We start from the raw sequence: 17,542 nt of genomic DNA on the forward strand, positions 1-17,542 counted from the left end.
ATTAATGGAACTCCGAATAAAAATATAACGCCTGCATAACACGTTTACTACTATGCAATTATACTTAAAATTGACACCTTAAAACGAGAAACACCCGACAACCTGAGATGCCGAGTGTAGTAAATCGTGTTGATGCATTTGTTATGTAATTATGGTACGGATGACTTCAGCTCTTTCTATACGCCTTGAACGACTAGAGCTACCTTGTATTGCTGCATGATGATATTTTGCCTGAGCCTCTTCAAGCTTGTCAGAATCTATTTTACCTTCTAAAGAAGAATAAAAAGATTTTAGAATTCTCTCAAGTTTTACGATATCAGGTGATATATCTTTTGATACATACTGCTTATCCAGTTCAATAAATAACGTAAAAAAGTCTGCTTTATTCCAAACTCTAGATTTTTTGTCAAAACTTAAAGATTCTATTAGTCTAAAGTTTTTCTGTATTCGACTGTTAATTTCTTCTTCTTCGTCAAAAACATCATTATAAGTAGAGAGAAATTGTTCGAGCTTACTAGAAGCATTGAAGTATCCAGTTAACATGGTTGAAACTAAAGTTAAGCAATATCGTAAATCTTGCATTCTGCGAATATCATTCGCAGTAAAAAAATTGACATTATTAAAAAAATCGTCTTCTGACATTTTTTCACCAAAAGTTTTAAATGCCCCCCAAATCTAGCATTATCGATTTCCATTGCATTAAGTGAATAACTGGTTGCATTAATCTTTTGAAAGATATCTTTGATATCTTCAATTGGTAAGTCACCTAAATCGCGAGCCACAACATCGTATTGAAGAAACGCTTTCTTCGCTTCATCTGACAATTCACTATACTTAGGCATATTATCAAGAAGCTCAATTTCATCACTTTCTTTAAAATAGTGATGAAGCGTCGTAATTCGCTGTTGCCCATCAACCAAATATTCTGTTGCAATACCAGTAGTTGCATCAACGTCGCCTGCTGCTAAGTATATTTCTGGGAATGGGTAACCTTGTAAAACAGTATCGATAAAAGCGACTTTTTCCTTATTAGTCCACACTAATCTGCGTTGAAAGTCAGGACGAGCAATCAAAGAACCATTATCAAGACCTACGATTAGTTCTCGTAGTTTTTTATTAGTTGCAACTGTTTTCATTCTTCTAACTCCAAGAAAGTTTTACATTCATTAATCGATTTTAATTGATAGGCTTCAACAAATTGCCAGTCTGCATATAAACCAGCTGCAATTGTTAAATCTCCATACTTACCAGAAGCTGTTAGCTTAGAGAAATATGAAAACCACTCTTTGCGCACTTGAAATTTACCAGGTGACGATGGTAGCTGATCTGGTCTCATCCAACCTTCAAACATATTTTGTTTAAATTGTTTGCCTTTATACCATGAAGGATTCTCCCTACTATATGTATAAACTTGACGCCAATAATCATTAAAAAGCGATGGCGACACTATAGCAATATCCAGATCGGATTCATCTCCAAAAGCTCTAAATCTTGGTTTAGTTTCTTTTAATTCTTTAGTTTCTGAGTCAAATACCTTCTTTTCAGATAAACTGAAACCTAATTTACCTGAGCCAACCAAAAAAACGCAACTTGGATGAACTTTAAAATGAGATGCAATCTCTTCTTTAAGCTCATAATATAAAACACTATCTAACCAAAAGCTGTCACCAAAAATTATATGCTTACGCAAAAACATTTCAGAGTCAGTGGAAAGAAGCTCCTTTTTTATCAAATCCAACTTCCCTTCTATGTTGTTTTCCATATATCTCCCTTTTCTATGAATTACATAACGCCTGCATAACACGTTTACTACTAAGCAATTATACTTAATATTGACGCCTTAAAACGAGAAACACCCGACAACCTGAGATGCCGAGTGTAGTAAATCGTGTTGATGCGATTGTTAGCTGCGTACTCTAGTGGCTTGAGCTTCATAAGCATCGATGAAATCTATATTCATCTGACTTAACGTTTGAACCGATTTTTTATCATTGATTAAAACTACATTTTTATTATTTTTCAAAAATGATTTGATTTTAGATTTTTTAAAGCCAATTTTCATTTCTTGCTTAAATATAGGTATATAAAACATTAAAGCGCCGATAATAACTAGTCTCATAACAAAGCTATCATCTGCTTGAACCACGACCGATATTCGTACGTGAAACGGATTTAACTCTCCTTGACTAGTCACTGTATAATTATTATCTTGAAAACCTTGAATTTCAGAGCTATTTAATATTCTTGGTTTAACCAAACCAATCATTAGAAAACAATCTTGAGAACACAATGATGCATCATTATCAAGAATATAAGATATATACTTATCAAATAGTTCTGGATGTGAACTAGCTGAGCGAGTCGAATTAAAAGAAATTTTTAGTAACCATCTTAGTAAAAGATGGAAATCATATGACAAATCAATACTCGATTTGACAAAATTTTCGACCATAATTCCATTACTAGTTACAAATTTCTGGGCATAATCATCGAGTTCCCCTAACTTAACATTATTACATTCCCCACATACATCTTTTACAATCATTTCAGAAGGTATCATTTTACCGGCTTTTTCATTCCAACCAATATGCTTACCTAATTTTTCCTTTTGAAATTTATACATAAAATTAGGAATTACATGTTCCCTAGTAAGCTTATCATCATTTTTACAATAGGCACAAATAGCCATAAAATCCTCGTATATATAAAAGCAGCTAACGCCTGCATAACACGTTTGCTACTATGCAGATTAAACTTAAATTTACCACTAAACACGGTAAACCCAAAGAGACCTAGAATGCCGAATGTAGCAAATCGTGTTGATGCATTTGTTATGTGAATTGCCTAATTGATCCCATGAGCCTTTTTAAAGCGTCTTACTTTTGTTCTCATATTTTTCATTGGTGACGATGTATTAAATTGGATCATTCGTCCTAACGTCCATTGCTCATACCACAGGATTTCATATAAAGCATAATTATCAAGGCTATTAATTAGTTCTAAAACTTCTTTAGTTGTCGATTTAAACTCAAGCTGTAAATCAACGAAATCCCAGTCTTTATAATGAGCTTGGAAGCTTTGAGCTAATTCACCTAGTTGATTCCATTTATAACCGGTTTCAGGGAAATCTACAGGCTTTCCATTTGATTTTAGTTGATACCATTTAAGAACAAGCTTACCCCAACCTATTAAATATGAAAGAGTATCGCAAACACTAACTTTTGTATTTTTTACGTTTCCTTCAATTTCCAAATCACGAGATAACTCCGATGGAATAGATTGATAATCAACCAATAATTTAGATGAAATAGAGCTAATCGCATCAACTAACTCATCTTTATTTTTTGGGACTGAGGACATTTTAGACTCCATTCACATAACGCCTGCATAACACGTTTACTACTATGCAATTATACTTAATATTGACGCCTTAAAACGAGAAACACCCGACAATCTGAGATGCCGAGTGTAGTAAATCGTGTTGATGCGATTGTTATGTTTTGGTTTGAATAAGTTTAGATAACATTGCTTCTGCAACTTGATCACCAAAAGTTGACATACATTCTGGACCGTCATAGATAATTTCACCGTCTGCATGTTCACGAATGAACATATTCAATGTCAACGCACTATTATGAGCTGTTTCAAAAAATGGAACCGGTTGTTGTTCAAAATGAATGTCATGATGTACTACCCACTTATTACGAAACAAAACCATTTCTTCTCGATATTCGTTAAATTCGGCGAGACTTAGCTTTGTTGATTTAAGCAGTGAATCTATAAATTTCTGATGATATTCCTCTGGTATTAACTTCTTCCAATGCCCCTCATCTTTCCACGAACCAAACAATTTACACCAACTTGTTACTGCATCACAAAGTAACACATTGTGGATATGTGTATATGGACACAAGCCACCAAACTCACGATCTAACTCTTGGCACTTATGTTCAAGAGCAAGAAAACAGGAGTGCGACCGAAAAAATGAGTGTAAGACCGTCAACCGACCATGTAACTCTTTGACATTATTCATTTTCACCTCGTAAAAACATAACGCCTGCATAACACGTTTACTACTATGCAATTATACTTGAAATTGACGCCCTAAAACGAGAAACACCCGGCAATCTGAGATGCCGAGTGTAGTAAATCGTGTTGATGCATTTGTTATGCCGAAACTATAAGCTTACATAATTAACTAAGTGTTATTGACCTAGAGAGTTAGTAATATCGTAAACTCTACGATTAGACTCTATCGCATAAACTCTACCACCAAGAGCTTTACATTCTAAATCGCTTTTTCCTTTCCAATTTACACCTGTTCCGTACATTACAGGTCGAACAATTCGCCAAGGCCAAAACCCAAAGCGTTGACCACCTTGAAAATTAACAACTGTATTTGCACCTGCTCTATCGGCATTCTCAAGTAACTTTGGCATAACTCGACTTACTGAGCCATAAGTTCCTCTAGCTGCTTTTAAAGGTTTAATATGTTTATATTCAATATTTGGACTACTATCAAAAACACATTTAGTTCTCATGTTTTTAGCGTAATGTGCAGAGACTGAACTCCCTTCCTGTAATGTACTTAAATCAGCAGAACAACCAGAGAGTAAAATACAACCTATAATAACTAAAACTTTATTCATAACGCTCGTTCATTTATTTTATAAAGTCTTGTAAACTATCACTTAAATACAAAGTTGTTCAGTTCTAAACTTACGCAACTACTATAAACATTCTCTTATATGACATTGATTCAGTTTCCATTCAGGTTGAGCGGCATAACGCCGCAATAACACGTTTATTACTACGACGGCTTAGCTGAATTTTACTGCCTTAAACATCAAAACCAAAGACAAACCTACAATGCCGAATGTAATAAATCGTGTTGATTGCTTTGTTAAATGCGATTTAAAGTAATCTACAAACTAACCGCAACATATCTTTGTGCTGAATACCATTTTCATAGATGTCTTCATCATAATTATCGAGAAAGAAATCTTTTACGATTGAGTCAACTCGAAACCCATGCCGTTGATAAAACGACAATTGATAGCCAAAAGTTCCCGTTCCTAGCTCTACGTTACTGTAGCCATTCAAAGCTAATTCGTTTAATACAAATTTGAGGAGATTTGAGCCAATACCTTTTTGTTGATATTCCGGAGCTATCGCAATATTGTAGATTTCGACCACAGAAGAACTAAGCTGCTTACTAATACAAATACCGACTATTTCATGATTTTTAAAAGCACCGAAACAGTCAGAACTATTCAGATACTTATTAATACATTCTTGAGATGGATCTGCTTCAAGTAATAATTTCATTGGGGCTAAACCTGATGATATTTTTTTAAACTCAATCAAACCATTTTCCTCTCAAAGTCTTTGAAGCATTTAACGCCTGCATAACACGTTTGCTACCATGCAGATTAAGCCTAAATTTACCACTCAACACGGTAAACAAAAAGAAACTAGAATGCCGAATGTAGCAAATCGTGTTGATGCACTTGTTATGAATCTATTTTATGGTTTAAATTATTCGCATCTTCGAATACTTTTGTCTTTTCAATAAATACATCTTCTATATAACGTGAATAATCAGTACTGAATACTTGAGGTTCTTTGATTACAATAGCATTAAGTTCTACATCCGTTTTCTCTGGAGTAATAATAACTTTAAAAATAAGATCATAATATGATACCTGAAATTTAGAGTTACCTTTTATGTAACCACTAATGGAAAATAGTGCTGGAATACTAAAATGATTAAGTGTTTTAATCACACCATTTTCAGATAAGTTAAATGTTGATATGTGTTCAGTAACAAACGCTGAAAAAACGTCATCGTCAAAAGTAAAGTTAGGAGATCCCAATGAAATTGACTTCATATCTAAATCATTTGGCAAATTAATAGTTACACTATGAAGTAATGAATCTTTAGATACTGGAATTAAAGAGATCTTCGACTTTACTTTTTCCATTTTCAAAACGATAACACGCTCAGAGTTATACGAATTTAAAGAAAGCTGATAAGCCTTTTCACTAATATTGTTAGCATGCAAAGATACAAAAACCGCAATAACTGACAACGCAACAGAAACAACTGTTACAATTTTATTGAAATTCAAATACATTTCCTTTTAATTTAGACTCATAACGCCTGCATAACACGTTTATTACTATGTAAACCAACCTGAATTTAGCCGCCTTAATCACAAAACCAAAGGCAAACCCAGAACGTCGAGTGTAATAAATCGTGTTGATGCATTTGTTATGTGCTATTTTACGTGCTGATTTATTAATTTTTCCAATTTTAATTGCGCCGCTTCAAACCAAATATGAAGCTCTTCATTAGCTTCTATATAAGGGTGGTCGCTAGGAATCGTATCTCCACTTTCGAGCTTGGGTTCACTTAATTCATCCATACCTAAACTAATGATATTTGTAGATATTGTCGTATCTATCTTTGACTTACGAAAATATAGACTACATAAAGTGTCAATCCTGATTCCAAGCCCTACAAACTTTTCAATAAGCTTTTCATCATAATTCTTACCTAGATTGAGCGAGCGATTTACCTCGGCACCTAACGAGTAAAACTCATGTACCGATCCTGTAAGCTCTTCTAGCTTTTCTATAACCCTTTCTTTTCTATCTCGTTTCCTAATAAACCATTGGTTTAATAATAAGAGTGTAACAGCAAGAGTTGTCGAGATAGCGACAGTAAACAACTTTGCTTGTTCTGTAGGTTCAGAAAACACTATAGAAAACCATTCAAATATCATCAAAATTCCTTGTATACTGAGATAGCACATAACGCCGCAATAACACGTTTATTACTATGACGACTTAGCTGAATTTTACCGCCTTAAACACCTAAACCAAAGACAAACCTACAACGCCGAATGTAATAAATCGTGTTGATTGCTTTGTTATATTGCCTATTGATAAACGACATGAAATCGTTCCAATACAAGAACCATGTCCTCACTAGGCTTAATATTTAACTCTGAACATTCAGCAACAAAGAAACGCCAATGAGCTTCACGCCACCATTTTAATGAACGGTCGCCCTCGCCTTCTGCATGAGCAAATTCAGCCGTAACTTCGTTATATTTACACGTTTCAACTGAATCAATTTCAATGATACAAATTGGTTTCCTATCCCAATCAACGACCACTTGTAAGTGACCAACGGTTGGCATTGGTTCTTCACCAGATTCATACCAAACATTTAAGCTACAAGTTGCTGTCTTTTGACCAATTCGGATTAATTTAGCACATAGATTGGCATTATGCTCATCAGCACAGAAATAGTTTGAACTGAATGATTGATATTTTTTACGCTCAGTTTCAGAAAGTGAGCTTAGGTACTTATTCAAGTAGATTTGAGACTGTTCTTCCATGAAATCCTCTTAATTATTTTCGCAATATAACGCTTGCATAACACGTTTATTACCATGCAAACCAACCTGAATTTAACCGCCTTAATCACGAAACCCAAGACAAACTCAGAACGCCGAGTGTAATAAATCGTGTTGATGCGATTGTTGTGCGGACTATCTTTCGGCTTAGCTAGCTTGGTAAAGAACTGCTCCGCCAAGATTTTCTAAGCCTTGATTTTAATTTACCGATGCCAATTAAGCGAACAAAATGTTCTTAAATTGCGAGATGAAGTAAATGGAAAACAGATACATTTTTTACACCATTTGAACGGTTTGGTTTCAGCAGATTTTGAGCTGATAAACCAAATATCCTAACCACAATTGGGATTGAAAATGCGGCGAGGAAAACACGGATGCAGGCTAAAATGAGGCAATACCAAAGAACCATTGAAGCGTAAAAATGCCTCTGAAACGCCTGAATTTAGGCCGACAATGCTTAATTGCCGAACCTGATGAAACAAATACTAAAAGGCAACAAAAAAAGAGGATTTGTGATAGCTAAATAGCGCTTACAAAAGTCTCGTTTCTATTGATGAACCGTGCAAAAAATTTCGGACTCAGTACGCATAACGCCTGCATAACACGTTTGCTACTGTGCAGATTAAGCTCAAATTTACCACTTAACACGGTAAACTCAAAGAAACCTAGAATGCCGAGTGTAGCAAATCGTGTTGATGCATTTGTTAGGCGAATGCCTAAAAGTTATAAGCCACTCTTCGTAATTATTTGAGCTAAAGCTGCACCTAAATTTGTTGTTTCATAGCTAACTTTTAATTCATTATTTAACGCATTAAGCTTGAAGTCTCTCCTTAACAAACCAAGATTTGCTAATTCTTCATAATGTTCTTTTCCACGCTTATGAGATTGAGTAAGATCAAAAGGTTTAGCTTTGTGTGAATAGCAAGATAACAACGGTTTAATTAAAGCAGGGGAAAATATATCAATTGCGTAAATTACACGTTCAAATATATCAAGTGTAATAATACCATTATTTAATGAGATAAAAGCTTCAGCTAGCCACCTTGGTTTATCGATACTATTTGCATTATCAATAATCAGAGACATATTGATACTAATCGTATCCAATTTTTTTATATCCTTGATATCCAATGGTTTATTATTAATACCATTGGTTTTTAAATGATTTAAAAAAGACTCTAATTTTTTAGAAAACAAGGCATTAGAAACATCTTTTTTCAAACGAAAAGCAGTAACAATATTACCAATTAAAGGCAATTCACCAAGAATACTGTCTTCCAAGAGAAGTGATAATACACTGTCAGTATTTTCAGAAACCAAATCTATCACGTTCTTTTTCATAATTTATCCACTTAATTCGCCTAACGCCTGCATAACACGTTTGCTACGATACAGTCTTAGCTGAATTTTAACGCCTTAATCACTGAAACTAAAAGCAAACTGACAACGCCGAGTGTAGCAAATCGTGTTGATGCATTTGTTAGCACGATTCATATTGAGTGCTCCAATGCTCGCTAGTTTCATCCATAGCTTCAATATCTAACCCAATATACTCTTGATGCCGAATAGATTGATAAAATTCAATATTGCGCCCTGAAAAAAATTCTCTTACCTGTTTTTTAACATTTGCTGGAGTCCTAATACCAAAAGAAATGCTTTTTATTGCGTTAGAATTATAGCTAAGCAATGAATTTCCTGACTCTGGGACTAAAAGTCTCCATTCTTTTTCATAAGCCCAATCATTTGATTTTGTTGCCATTAAAGAAATAATATAGTCAATTAACAAACCTACGTCTGCGCCCATATTAGAACGGACATAATGTAAATATGCATTACGAGTTAGATCTTTCTCATCACAGTACTTAACTTGTAATAAAGTAGTTTTCTGAGATATGTTTTTTATTTTTAATAACTCTTCCGCTTTATAGCCAATACAAATACCTCTATGTTCATCGCCATAATGAGACCACATTGTTGAGTTTATATTTGTTTCTGATAAAGAATAGATACCAATTTTAGCAGCTAAATTATTAAAACAGCGTACAAAAGCCTCAACATTATCGCAAAGGATTGCAGATGGCTTACCCTCTACATACAGTTTATCTTTTTCTTTAAATTTGAAATTATATCCTTGAGTTAACCAATAACTAACGAAGCTATCTAATTCAGAAAAGAACTCATTTTCAGAAATACTTTTGATAACAGGTACCAATTGTGCATCAAAAGGATCATTTAATTGGTTAGGTACTGGTAACCAAAAATTTTGATTATATAAACCCAATATTGTATATTTTTCGAAATCTCGATATTTATAAAGAATTTTAGAAGTCACGTTGTTCCCCAATTGTGCTAACGCCTGCATAACACGTTTACTACTATGCAATTATACTTAATATTGGCGCCTTAAAACGAGAAACACCCGACAACACTGAGATGCCGAGTGTAGTAAATCGTGTTGATGCATTTGTTAAACCTATTTATAACGAGATTTAACTTGCAGCCTTATCTTTAACTCTTAATTGTTCAGAATGTTTAATGATTTGAGCAGCTTCTTTCAAGCGTTCTTCACTGACTCCTTTCCCTGATAGAAAGTTATGTATTTCTTCAAGCAATTTTCCCTCAATTTCTTCGAGTAAATAAAAAGCACCTTCAATTTGATACTCTTCAATAAATTTTTTTTGATGAGGTAATACTTTAATTATTAAATTAACTAATTCATCTGATTTAGTTAACTTTTCTTCCAAGCCTAACTCAAATATTTTAGCCAATACTACATAATGTAGAACAATTGATTGGTATGCCGAAAAATATGCCCATATAGTTTCAGAAATGAAAGGCCTTAAATTTGCTGATTGTGATGCTCCTAATTTTTCCATATCAACATTTTGACCAATGAGTTTGAAGAAGCTCTGCATATTCAAATCGCTTTTAATGGTTTTAGAAACTTCCCCAATTTTAACTCGAGACATCATAGTTGAAACAACTTTAGCAGGAGAAAGTGCTACATATGATTGCCATAATTGATCTACAGCTTCTAACTGACGCTCAAAAAGTAACGATTTCCTGTGTGCTAATCCAGAAAGAGCAGATTCACGAATTGTAGCGATCTCATTCTCTCGTTTTTGAATCTCGTTTTGTAGACGCTGTTCTACTGTCCGATGGGAAGCTTTAATTTTTTCTAATTTTTCATCATATTCATGTTTAATTGCATTAGTCAGTCTTGTTACAAATAAATTTTTACTTAAAAATAAAGCCAAACCTAGACCACCAGTTGTAGCCAACGATGGAATCCACTCTATAAATCCTAACACTAAACTCTCCTAAATAGGTTTAACGCCTGCATAACACGTTTACTACTATGCAATTATACTTAAAATTTACGCCTTAAAACGAGAAACACCCGGCAAACTGGGATTGCCGAGTGTAGTAAATCGTGTTGATGCATTTGTTATATTGCCATATCTGAAATCGCTAATTGAACAGCTTGAGCCGCATGAATTTCAGTTGTGTCGTATAATGGAACTTCTGTATGTGCTTGCTGAATAAGTAGAGCTATTTCAGTACAACCTAAAATAACAGCTTCAGCGCCCTGCTCATGCAAACTTTTAACGATACTTAAATACTTTTCTCTTGAGTCAGAGTTAATAACACCTCTGCACAATTCGTCGTAAATAATGTTATGAACAGTCGTACGATAATTCTCTTCTGGTACAACAACTTCAATACCAAATTTTTCGACCAAACGACTTTTATAGAAATCCTGCTCCATTGTAAAACGAGTACCAAGCAGCCCAACTTTTTTAATACCATCAATAACCAATTTATTAGCTGTTGCATCAGCAATATGAAGGATTGGGATTGATATGTTACGTTCAATTTCAGGAGCAACTTTATGCATTGTGTTAGTGCAAATAATTAGGAAATCAGCACCACCAGCTTCAACCGATTTTGCAGCCTCAGCAAGAATTAATGCAGTTTCATCCCACTTACCCTGATGTTGTAACTTTTCGATTTCATCAAAGTTTACGCTGTATAGGCAGATTTTCGCAGAATTAAGGCCACCAAGTTCGGTTTTTACACCTTCATTAATAGCTTTGTAATAACTTGCGGTAGATTCCCAACTCATACCACCTAACATCCCAATTGTTTTCATTTTGAACTCCATACCTTAAAAAGCAATATAACGTCTGCATAACACGTTTGCTACGATACAGACTTAGCTGAATTTTACTGCCTTAATCACTAAAACCAAAGGCAAACTGACAACGCCGAGTGTAGCAAATCGTGTTGATGCATTTGTTATGCAGTATGATCAATGAAATTCAAACCTTCCCATACTTTAATTATTGAATCGTAAAATTCTTCATTGATATTACTCTGACACAACTGCGATAGCTCATGTCCTAAAGGAGTTAATACCGCACCACCAATATCTAAAACATACCCACAATCTTCTTTTACTGTTTCAGGCAATAATAACGATACCGTTCTATCATGATAAGTAACCTTAGGTGCTTTTGGTAAAGCAGTAATTTGAAAACTACCCGAACTAAAGCTTAGTAAGCCAATACTTTCCATGTGAACTAAATCGCTATATGTAAGCCCTGTACCAAAATGGTTTCCATTATTAAGATCATTAATTACTATGTATGACTTATCATGCAAATATATAATAAAACCACATAATTCTGAAAATTGCTGTGCTTCCTTTTTACTCATTGTAGAGATAAAATCAACTGTTCTTTTAGAAAACCGCCCCTCAACCTCTGCTTCTTGCGATAATAAACTTGACCATAAATATTGCATATCCTTATCCGATACACTCGAACATTTATCAAAAAAATAAGCTAACCAATCTTCATCAATATTTTCTGGCTTAGCATTTTTAGGTAAAACATCTAATGTTTTACGAATTATATTTTCGTAATTAAGTTGCTTCCTTTCTTCTTGATTAATAACTCGAGCAAGAGTTCTAGATTGAAGCTCACCAATTTCAACATCAGTTTTTGCTTCGATAATACGCGCTTTAGACTCAGCTTTAGCTTGCTTAACTATAGCGTGGGGCTTATATAATATCCCTGCAGCCCCAGAGATTTTTTCTACTAATGTATTTGCAGCTTTGCCAAACTCACCTAAATCGATATTAATTAATGAACCTTCCAAAGTACAATTTCCTTTTACTATTACTATTAATAACTAAAAATACTGCATAACGCCTGCATAACACGTTTACTACTATGCAATTATACTTAATATTGACGCCTTAAAACGAGAAACACCCGACAACCTGAGATGCCGAGTGTAGTAAATCGTGTTGATGCATTTGTTATATTTTTATTTTGTTGTTATCAATTGATATATATTGTTGCTGGATATAAATCACCTCTTCAGTTTCGGGATTGTATCCAGCACAGTTTCTAGAACCACAATATAAAAAAGTTAACTCACCTTTATATTGCGATGATTTCATAATTGTAGATTTCCCTTCGGAGATCCTTACTCTCAATTCATTGGCTTGCTCCATCCCTGACTTTTCATAGACAATCAAAACAAATAGGAAGCCTATAACTACTAAAAATACTCCAACCGACTTACTAAATACGGCTTTAATACTTAATTCTCTTTTTGATAGTTTTTTGGTCGGTAAATTAATTTTCTTCTTTAGTCTCACCAACCGGCGTCCATGTGAAAAACTTTTTTTAATATAATAGAAAATAAAGAAGCACCAGTTTGAATAAAAAAAACCAAACAAAAGAATAAAAGCCGAAAGATAAATTGCATTTTCCAAGCTAGTTATCATTCCATGATAAATGACTTGATGGAAGTTACGGTCGAGTAAATCACTATCTAAACCTAATGTATAAAAGTAACCATAAGTAAAAGCGGTGCTTACACAATAAAAGTAAGCCGTAAGAAAAGCTACAATCCCTGCGCTATCAATAAACTTCATACATTCCTCTTAAAAATATAACGCCTGCATAACACGTTTGCTACTATGCAGATTAAGCTCAAATTTACCACTTAACACGGTAAACTCAAAGAAACCTAGAATGCCGAATGTAGCAAATCGTGTTGATGCATTTGTTATGTGTTTTTGTTGGCATTACTAAAGTAAAAAGTGATTATACTTCCGATTAAAGTTCCTGAAAATGCAAGGAAAGTAGAGAAATGTTCGCTATTAATCAAACCTAAAATAAATGTGAAAATTAATAGCGTGAATACGATACCAATTGCCAATAGTGGTTTTGTTCTTTTGTTTAGTCGCTCAGTTAAAGGTTCTGACATACCAAGACCGCCACAAGTACCACAGGCAAGACCTTTATATACTTTGCTAACCTTTAAATCATGGTATTTAATGCAAGCAACGCAACTATTACCCTCGCTGCCAGTTGTACAAGTTCCTGTTTCATTACAATGCTTACAAAGATGTAGATTAGCTGTGATATTATCCATTTCAATTCACTCTGAATTTATGACCAAATTACTAAATCGAACACATAACGCCGCAATAACACGTGCGAACACCTTACTTTCCAAACCAATTATACTTCAAACCACAAACGCCGAGTGTAATTAGCATCGTGTTGATTGCTTTGTTAAGTTTTTGCTTTCGTTGTACTAATCTCACTACTTTGCTTGAGTGATTTATATAGATCCGTTTCAGAAAAAAACAACCCGAGCGAAAATGCAGTCATCAAGGCACCAATAAGACCACCCCAAATAGACCATGGTACATGTTGATATAGCCATTTAAGAGTAACTTTGCTGGGGTATTCAATATCAGCAGTTGATTTATTTTTCAGTGGTTCTATTTCTAAAGTAGGCTTAAGTTCTAACTTTTTTATCGCTTGGTTTACCACACCAATACACTCACCTAAAGCATCATGATGAGAACGCCCCATTCGATAAGCAGACTTAACATGATCAGACCAAAAGATAAATTTCTCACACAAAGACTTATCAAATTCTAAAAGAGGAGAAATTTCATCTGACCAAGGTAAAAACTCATCATGATTAGAAAATGCTAATAAATCACCTCGAGTTTTTTGTAATTTCTTAAGCTCAGATAACAGATTGTCATTCATATATCACCATACTCTCCTAAAAAACTTAACGCCGCAATAACACGTGCGAACGACCGACTTTCAAAGCCAATTATACTCCAAACCACAAACGCCGAGTGTAATTAGCATCGTGTTGATTGCTTTGTTACACGATCTTTGTCAACGCTTTGCTTTAATTTCTAAAGAACTGATTTACCAATATTTTCTATTAAACGATTTTAATTAGACTGGCTCAATTAAGCGAGCAAAATATCCAATCAACAGCAATAACTGTGAAACGAAACAACCCTTTTTCTAACACCATTTGAACGATTTGGTTTCAGCAAGTTTTGAGCTGATAAACCAAATATCTTTGCCACAATTGGGATTGAAAATGCTACGAGCAAAGCACGAATGCAGGATAAAATGAGGCAACACAAAAGAACCATTGAAGCGTAAAAATGCCTCTGAAACGCATGAAGTTAGGCCGACAATAGTCAATTGCCGAACCTGTGAAATGAAAATTAAAATGAAACAAAGAAGAAGGAAAACCACCCTATTTTCACATCTAAAAATCGAATGGTTCTATCGCCGAACTGAGCCAAAAAGCTGCAATCTTTAGTTCGTGTAACGCCTGCATAACACGTTTGCTACTATACAGACCAAGCTGAATTTTACTGCCTTAATCACTGAAACTAAAGGCAAACTGACAACGCCGAGTGTAGCAAATCGTGTTGATGCATTTGTTATAACCATCTGAGGGTGTTACTGAAACCGTAACTACTTACCTTCAACATTATAATCACTACCTTGATCATCTTATTTCCAGCAGGTCATTTTCTTTGGAACTTATAACAATAACGTAATTGATTAAAATTAATCCAATACCAAAATACCAAAATACCAAAATTGTAAGCTAGGTAACACCGTTGAAACAGATCCAACAAGTAAACCAGAACCAAGCCCAATTAAGGTGCGAGTAACGCTGCCACGAAACTGTAACCATACGACCTTAAACACAAAACCCAACGATGAAATGAAAAATGTCATGCGTTGGGAATCATTCTTAAATTGTTTGTTATAACTCAGAACTTGTAGGCTACTTTTTTCACAACAATATTAGTTTGTTGCGTTTTAAAATTACTGTCGTATGGAAATGATTGTTCTATCTCAGATATTACAAATTTCTCATTATTTCCTTTAGGAGGATTTATCCAAGCGGCATCAATCTGATGACTCAAATACACTCCTACACTAATCCCCGAGAAAGGTTGTTCACTATGTACCTCGAACACACTTTCATTCATCAAGCTATCTTCATGAATTACTAATACATACTTACTAACTTTAACCATTGCACAATCCTCTAAAATAAAACACTGAGGATACGTACAGTTACAAGGTTGGTCAATATGCATTGAGTTATAACGCCTGCATAACACGTTTACTACTACGCAATTATACTTAAAATTAACACCCTAAAACGAGAAACACCCGACAACCTGAGATGCCGAGTGTAGTAAATCGTGTTGATGCATTTGTTAACTGTCTTTTTGCTTCCCTTTTCCGATTGCATATCCGATATATGTAGTTACGATTGGTAAAATTAATTGCCAGAACTTAAAGATTCCATCAAAGCTAGAACTCTCTTTTGCCATAAAAATGAAACCAGAAATAATAACTAAGATAGTCACAATAAAGACTAAAAAATTAGGCGAAAATAACTTTTCCATCAATTTATCTTTCGAAGCAACATTGACCTTATGAGTTTCTGAATGAAGATCAAACAAGGCTTTTACTTGCTCTGGATTTGCATTTATTCCTGTTTTAGGAATTGGCGGCAACTCAATTCCTGTTTTACCCATTAGTTATCTCCTTAACATAAAAACTATATGTTAGGTTGTATGCTTGATTATCACCCATAATCTCCACATGAAATGCTCCATATAACTCCTTTCCATCTATGTGACCAATTTTTTGAGGTGAAGCATGGCTATAACCACCTTTAGGAGGATTTGTGAATATGAAAGCTAATGTATAATCATTTTCTATATTATTACGCAATCCCTCACCTCCATTCTCAATAATTTCAATACGGAAAATAACCTCTAATCTATTTGGTTCTTGAGATAGAACAAATAAGGTTTGCTCCATATTTGGAACAAACAAGGTTCCTTACTTATAAACCTCAAATTCATTATTTAATATTTTCAACTTTATATCCTAAAAAAATTATAACGAGTACCAAAGACAGTTAACGCCTGCATAACACGTTTGCTGCCATACCGATTAAGTCAAAATTTACCACTTAACACGGTAAACTCAAAGAAGCCTAGAATGCCGAGTGTAGCAAATCGTGTTGATGCATTTGTTATATGCAAACAACCATTCTTACTATGAGGTCATTACTTTGATGCCAAAAATAGTAAACAATCCTCCTGTGACATAATCCATGACCCAGAAATACGAGCATAAGCACTTTTAGCTGATTCATGAGAAAACGCCGTAGCTAAAAATAAATGCCAACTAAGCGTAATTGAGGCATTGTTAGCATGATTGCAAATATCATCGTTGTACTCATGTTTTCAGGCATAGAAACACTGAATAAACTAACGACGAAGAAACCCGTTTTTGGATTTAAAATACTGGTGATAAAAGCTGAAATAAAAACCTTTCTTTTCGATGGTGATATCGTTTGATTGATTTCAGTTAACTCACCTAATCTCTTTATTTTTCGAGTTAGATAAATCTGACGCATTCCCAAATATAATAAATAACTGCCACCTACCACTTTCATTAAACCAAATAATTGAGGGAAATGAGAAAAGAGAATAACTAAGCCTGAGCCACCAAAAAACGACCACAGTAACGTCGCACAACTAACACCGAAAGCAGAAAAAGCCGCAATTTTACGGTCGTAATTAAGTGCAGTGTTGATCGTTAAAAGGACATTAGCACCAGGCGTCGCAACAGCTAGCATCCAAATTAAAGCCACATGAATAAGAACCAATAAATATTCCATTATCTACAATCCAATAAAATAGCCCTTGAGCTTAAAATGCATATAACGCT

The 17,542-nt window shown here is 34.4% G+C and carries 23 protein-coding genes and 1 pseudogene; all 24 read right to left on the reverse strand.

The window, feature by feature from the left end:
- Nucleotides 1-141: 141 nt before the first annotated feature.
- The 24 genes and pseudogenes from AAFX60_017150 to AAFX60_017265 all read right to left on the reverse strand — a co-directional run bounded on the left by AAFX60_017150 (nt 142) and on the right by AAFX60_017265 (nt 17,492).
- Nucleotides 142-582, reverse strand: coding sequence for a hypothetical protein (locus AAFX60_017150; protein XDF80105.1), 441 nt, complete (start codon nt 580-582; stop codon nt 142-144).
- Nucleotides 558-1,136, reverse strand: a complete 579-nt coding sequence (locus AAFX60_017155) for a DUF262 domain-containing protein (protein ID XDF80106.1) — start codon at nt 1,134-1,136, stop codon at nt 558-560. The genes AAFX60_017150 and AAFX60_017155 overlap by 25 nt, the downstream gene beginning before the upstream one ends.
- A complete protein-coding gene (locus tag AAFX60_017160; protein XDF80107.1) occupies nt 1,133-1,762 on the reverse strand; it encodes a hypothetical protein in 630 nt (209 codons plus the stop codon). Before AAFX60_017160 ends, AAFX60_017155 begins: the two co-directional genes overlap by 4 nt.
- Nucleotides 1,763-1,903: 141 nt before the next feature.
- Nucleotides 1,904-2,689 carry a hypothetical protein gene (locus AAFX60_017165; protein ID XDF80108.1) on the reverse strand — a complete coding sequence of 262 codons (786 nt, stop codon included), beginning with the start codon at nt 2,687-2,689 and terminating at the stop codon, nt 1,904-1,906.
- Between the two features lie 155 nt (nt 2,690-2,844).
- Nucleotides 2,845-3,360: a ClbS/DfsB family four-helix bundle protein gene (locus AAFX60_017170; protein XDF80109.1), complete on the reverse strand. Its 516-nt coding sequence runs from the start codon at nt 3,358-3,360 to the stop codon at nt 2,845-2,847.
- A gap of 133 nt (nt 3,361-3,493) precedes the next feature.
- On the reverse strand, nt 3,494-4,033 hold the full coding sequence (locus AAFX60_017175) for a hypothetical protein (protein XDF80110.1): 540 nt from the start codon (nt 4,031-4,033) through the stop codon (nt 3,494-3,496).
- A gap of 172 nt (nt 4,034-4,205) precedes the next feature.
- Entirely contained in the window at nt 4,206-4,649 is a 444-nt protein-coding gene (locus AAFX60_017180) for a hypothetical protein (GenBank protein ID XDF80111.1), read from the reverse strand.
- A gap of 265 nt (nt 4,650-4,914) precedes the next feature.
- Complete coding sequence (locus AAFX60_017185; protein ID XDF80112.1) at nt 4,915-5,367, reverse strand: GNAT family N-acetyltransferase; 453 nt, start codon at nt 5,365-5,367, stop codon at nt 4,915-4,917.
- A 146-nt stretch (nt 5,368-5,513) separates the two neighbouring features.
- Nucleotides 5,514-6,137 carry a hypothetical protein gene (locus AAFX60_017190; protein ID XDF80113.1) on the reverse strand — a complete coding sequence of 208 codons (624 nt, stop codon included), beginning with the start codon at nt 6,135-6,137 and terminating at the stop codon, nt 5,514-5,516.
- A gap of 144 nt (nt 6,138-6,281) precedes the next feature.
- On the reverse strand, nt 6,282-6,788 hold the full coding sequence (locus tag AAFX60_017195; GenBank protein XDF80114.1) for a hypothetical protein: 507 nt from the start codon (nt 6,786-6,788) through the stop codon (nt 6,282-6,284).
- 156 nt (nt 6,789-6,944) lie between these two features.
- A complete protein-coding gene (locus AAFX60_017200) occupies nt 6,945-7,409 on the reverse strand; it encodes an ASCH domain-containing protein (protein ID XDF80115.1) in 465 nt (154 codons plus the stop codon).
- Nucleotides 7,410-8,150: 741 nt separating this feature from the next.
- A complete protein-coding gene (locus tag AAFX60_017205; protein XDF80116.1) occupies nt 8,151-8,768 on the reverse strand; it encodes a hypothetical protein in 618 nt (205 codons plus the stop codon).
- 139 nt (nt 8,769-8,907) lie between these two features.
- The gene (locus AAFX60_017210) at nt 8,908-9,759 is read right to left on the reverse strand and encodes a DUF2971 domain-containing protein (GenBank protein ID XDF80117.1); all 852 of its coding nucleotides are present in this window, start codon (nt 9,757-9,759) and stop codon (nt 8,908-8,910) included.
- A gap of 157 nt (nt 9,760-9,916) precedes the next feature.
- Nucleotides 9,917-10,738, reverse strand: coding sequence for a hypothetical protein (locus AAFX60_017215; protein XDF80118.1), 822 nt, complete (start codon nt 10,736-10,738; stop codon nt 9,917-9,919).
- 137 nt (nt 10,739-10,875) lie between these two features.
- A complete protein-coding gene (locus tag AAFX60_017220; protein XDF80119.1) occupies nt 10,876-11,580 on the reverse strand; it encodes an aspartate/glutamate racemase family protein in 705 nt (234 codons plus the stop codon).
- A 146-nt stretch (nt 11,581-11,726) separates the two neighbouring features.
- Nucleotides 11,727-12,590, reverse strand: a complete 864-nt coding sequence (locus AAFX60_017225) for a DUF2806 domain-containing protein (protein XDF80120.1) — start codon at nt 12,588-12,590, stop codon at nt 11,727-11,729.
- 163 nt (nt 12,591-12,753) lie between these two features.
- A complete protein-coding gene (locus AAFX60_017230; protein XDF80121.1) occupies nt 12,754-13,377 on the reverse strand; it encodes a hypothetical protein in 624 nt (207 codons plus the stop codon).
- Between the two features lie 134 nt (nt 13,378-13,511).
- The gene (locus tag AAFX60_017235; GenBank protein XDF80122.1) at nt 13,512-13,880 is read right to left on the reverse strand and encodes a molecular chaperone DnaJ; all 369 of its coding nucleotides are present in this window, start codon (nt 13,878-13,880) and stop codon (nt 13,512-13,514) included.
- A gap of 143 nt (nt 13,881-14,023) precedes the next feature.
- On the reverse strand, nt 14,024-14,512 hold the full coding sequence (locus AAFX60_017240; protein XDF80123.1) for a hypothetical protein: 489 nt from the start codon (nt 14,510-14,512) through the stop codon (nt 14,024-14,026).
- An 834-nt stretch (nt 14,513-15,346) separates the two neighbouring features.
- Complete coding sequence (locus tag AAFX60_017245; protein ID XDF80124.1) at nt 15,347-15,520, reverse strand: hypothetical protein; 174 nt, start codon at nt 15,518-15,520, stop codon at nt 15,347-15,349.
- A 35-nt stretch (nt 15,521-15,555) separates the two neighbouring features.
- The gene (locus AAFX60_017250) at nt 15,556-15,825 is read right to left on the reverse strand and encodes a hypothetical protein (GenBank protein ID XDF80125.1); all 270 of its coding nucleotides are present in this window, start codon (nt 15,823-15,825) and stop codon (nt 15,556-15,558) included.
- Between the two features lie 186 nt (nt 15,826-16,011).
- Nucleotides 16,012-16,335 carry a hypothetical protein gene (locus AAFX60_017255; protein ID XDF80126.1) on the reverse strand — a complete coding sequence of 108 codons (324 nt, stop codon included), beginning with the start codon at nt 16,333-16,335 and terminating at the stop codon, nt 16,012-16,014.
- Complete coding sequence (locus AAFX60_017260) at nt 16,328-16,639, reverse strand: DUF6864 domain-containing function (protein XDF80127.1); 312 nt, start codon at nt 16,637-16,639, stop codon at nt 16,328-16,330. Before AAFX60_017260 ends, AAFX60_017255 begins: the two co-directional genes overlap by 8 nt.
- 225 nt (nt 16,640-16,864) lie before the next feature.
- Nucleotides 16,865-17,492 (reverse strand): annotated as a pseudogene (locus AAFX60_017265) (LysE family transporter).
- Nucleotides 17,493-17,542: the final 50 nt, after the last annotated feature.

Source organism: Aliivibrio fischeri, assembly GCA_038993745.2.
In the GTDB taxonomy this organism is placed as follows: Bacteria; Pseudomonadota; Gammaproteobacteria; order Enterobacterales; family Vibrionaceae; genus Aliivibrio; species Aliivibrio fischeri_B.

Excerpts from the sequence above, each read along its gene's own strand:
- AAFX60_017190 (XDF80113.1), bottom strand. The coding sequence starts at position 6,137 with ATGTATTTGAATTTCAATAAAATTGTAACAGTTGTTTCTGTTGCGTTG.
- AAFX60_017245 (XDF80124.1), bottom strand. The coding sequence starts at position 15,520 with ATGACATTTTTCATTTCATCGTTGGGTTTTGTGTTTAAGGTCGTATGG.
- AAFX60_017170 (XDF80109.1), bottom strand. The coding sequence starts at position 3,360 with ATGTCCTCAGTCCCAAAAAATAAAGATGAGTTAGTTGATGCGATTAGC.
- AAFX60_017250 (XDF80125.1), bottom strand. The coding sequence starts at position 15,825 with ATGGTTAAAGTTAGTAAGTATGTATTAGTAATTCATGAAGATAGCTTG.
- AAFX60_017255 (XDF80126.1), bottom strand. The coding sequence starts at position 16,335 with ATGGGTAAAACAGGAATTGAGTTGCCGCCAATTCCTAAAACAGGAATA.
- AAFX60_017195 (XDF80114.1), bottom strand. The coding sequence starts at position 6,788 with ATGATATTTGAATGGTTTTCTATAGTGTTTTCTGAACCTACAGAACAA.
- AAFX60_017155 (XDF80106.1), bottom strand. The coding sequence starts at position 1,136 with ATGAAAACAGTTGCAACTAATAAAAAACTACGAGAACTAATCGTAGGT.
- AAFX60_017240 (XDF80123.1), bottom strand. The coding sequence starts at position 14,512 with ATGAATGACAATCTGTTATCTGAGCTTAAGAAATTACAAAAAACTCGA.
- AAFX60_017175 (XDF80110.1), bottom strand. The coding sequence starts at position 4,033 with ATGAATAATGTCAAAGAGTTACATGGTCGGTTGACGGTCTTACACTCA.
- AAFX60_017230 (XDF80121.1), bottom strand. The coding sequence starts at position 13,377 with ATGAAGTTTATTGATAGCGCAGGGATTGTAGCTTTTCTTACGGCTTAC.
- AAFX60_017165 (XDF80108.1), bottom strand. The coding sequence starts at position 2,689 with ATGGCTATTTGTGCCTATTGTAAAAATGATGATAAGCTTACTAGGGAA.
- AAFX60_017220 (XDF80119.1), bottom strand. The coding sequence starts at position 11,580 with ATGAAAACAATTGGGATGTTAGGTGGTATGAGTTGGGAATCTACCGCA.
- AAFX60_017180 (XDF80111.1), bottom strand. The coding sequence starts at position 4,649 with ATGAATAAAGTTTTAGTTATTATAGGTTGTATTTTACTCTCTGGTTGT.
- AAFX60_017235 (XDF80122.1), bottom strand. The coding sequence starts at position 13,880 with ATGGATAATATCACAGCTAATCTACATCTTTGTAAGCATTGTAATGAA.
- AAFX60_017160 (XDF80107.1), bottom strand. The coding sequence starts at position 1,762 with ATGGAAAACAACATAGAAGGGAAGTTGGATTTGATAAAAAAGGAGCTT.
- AAFX60_017200 (XDF80115.1), bottom strand. The coding sequence starts at position 7,409 with ATGGAAGAACAGTCTCAAATCTACTTGAATAAGTACCTAAGCTCACTT.
- AAFX60_017150 (XDF80105.1), bottom strand. The coding sequence starts at position 582 with ATGCAAGATTTACGATATTGCTTAACTTTAGTTTCAACCATGTTAACT.
- AAFX60_017205 (XDF80116.1), bottom strand. The coding sequence starts at position 8,768 with ATGAAAAAGAACGTGATAGATTTGGTTTCTGAAAATACTGACAGTGTA.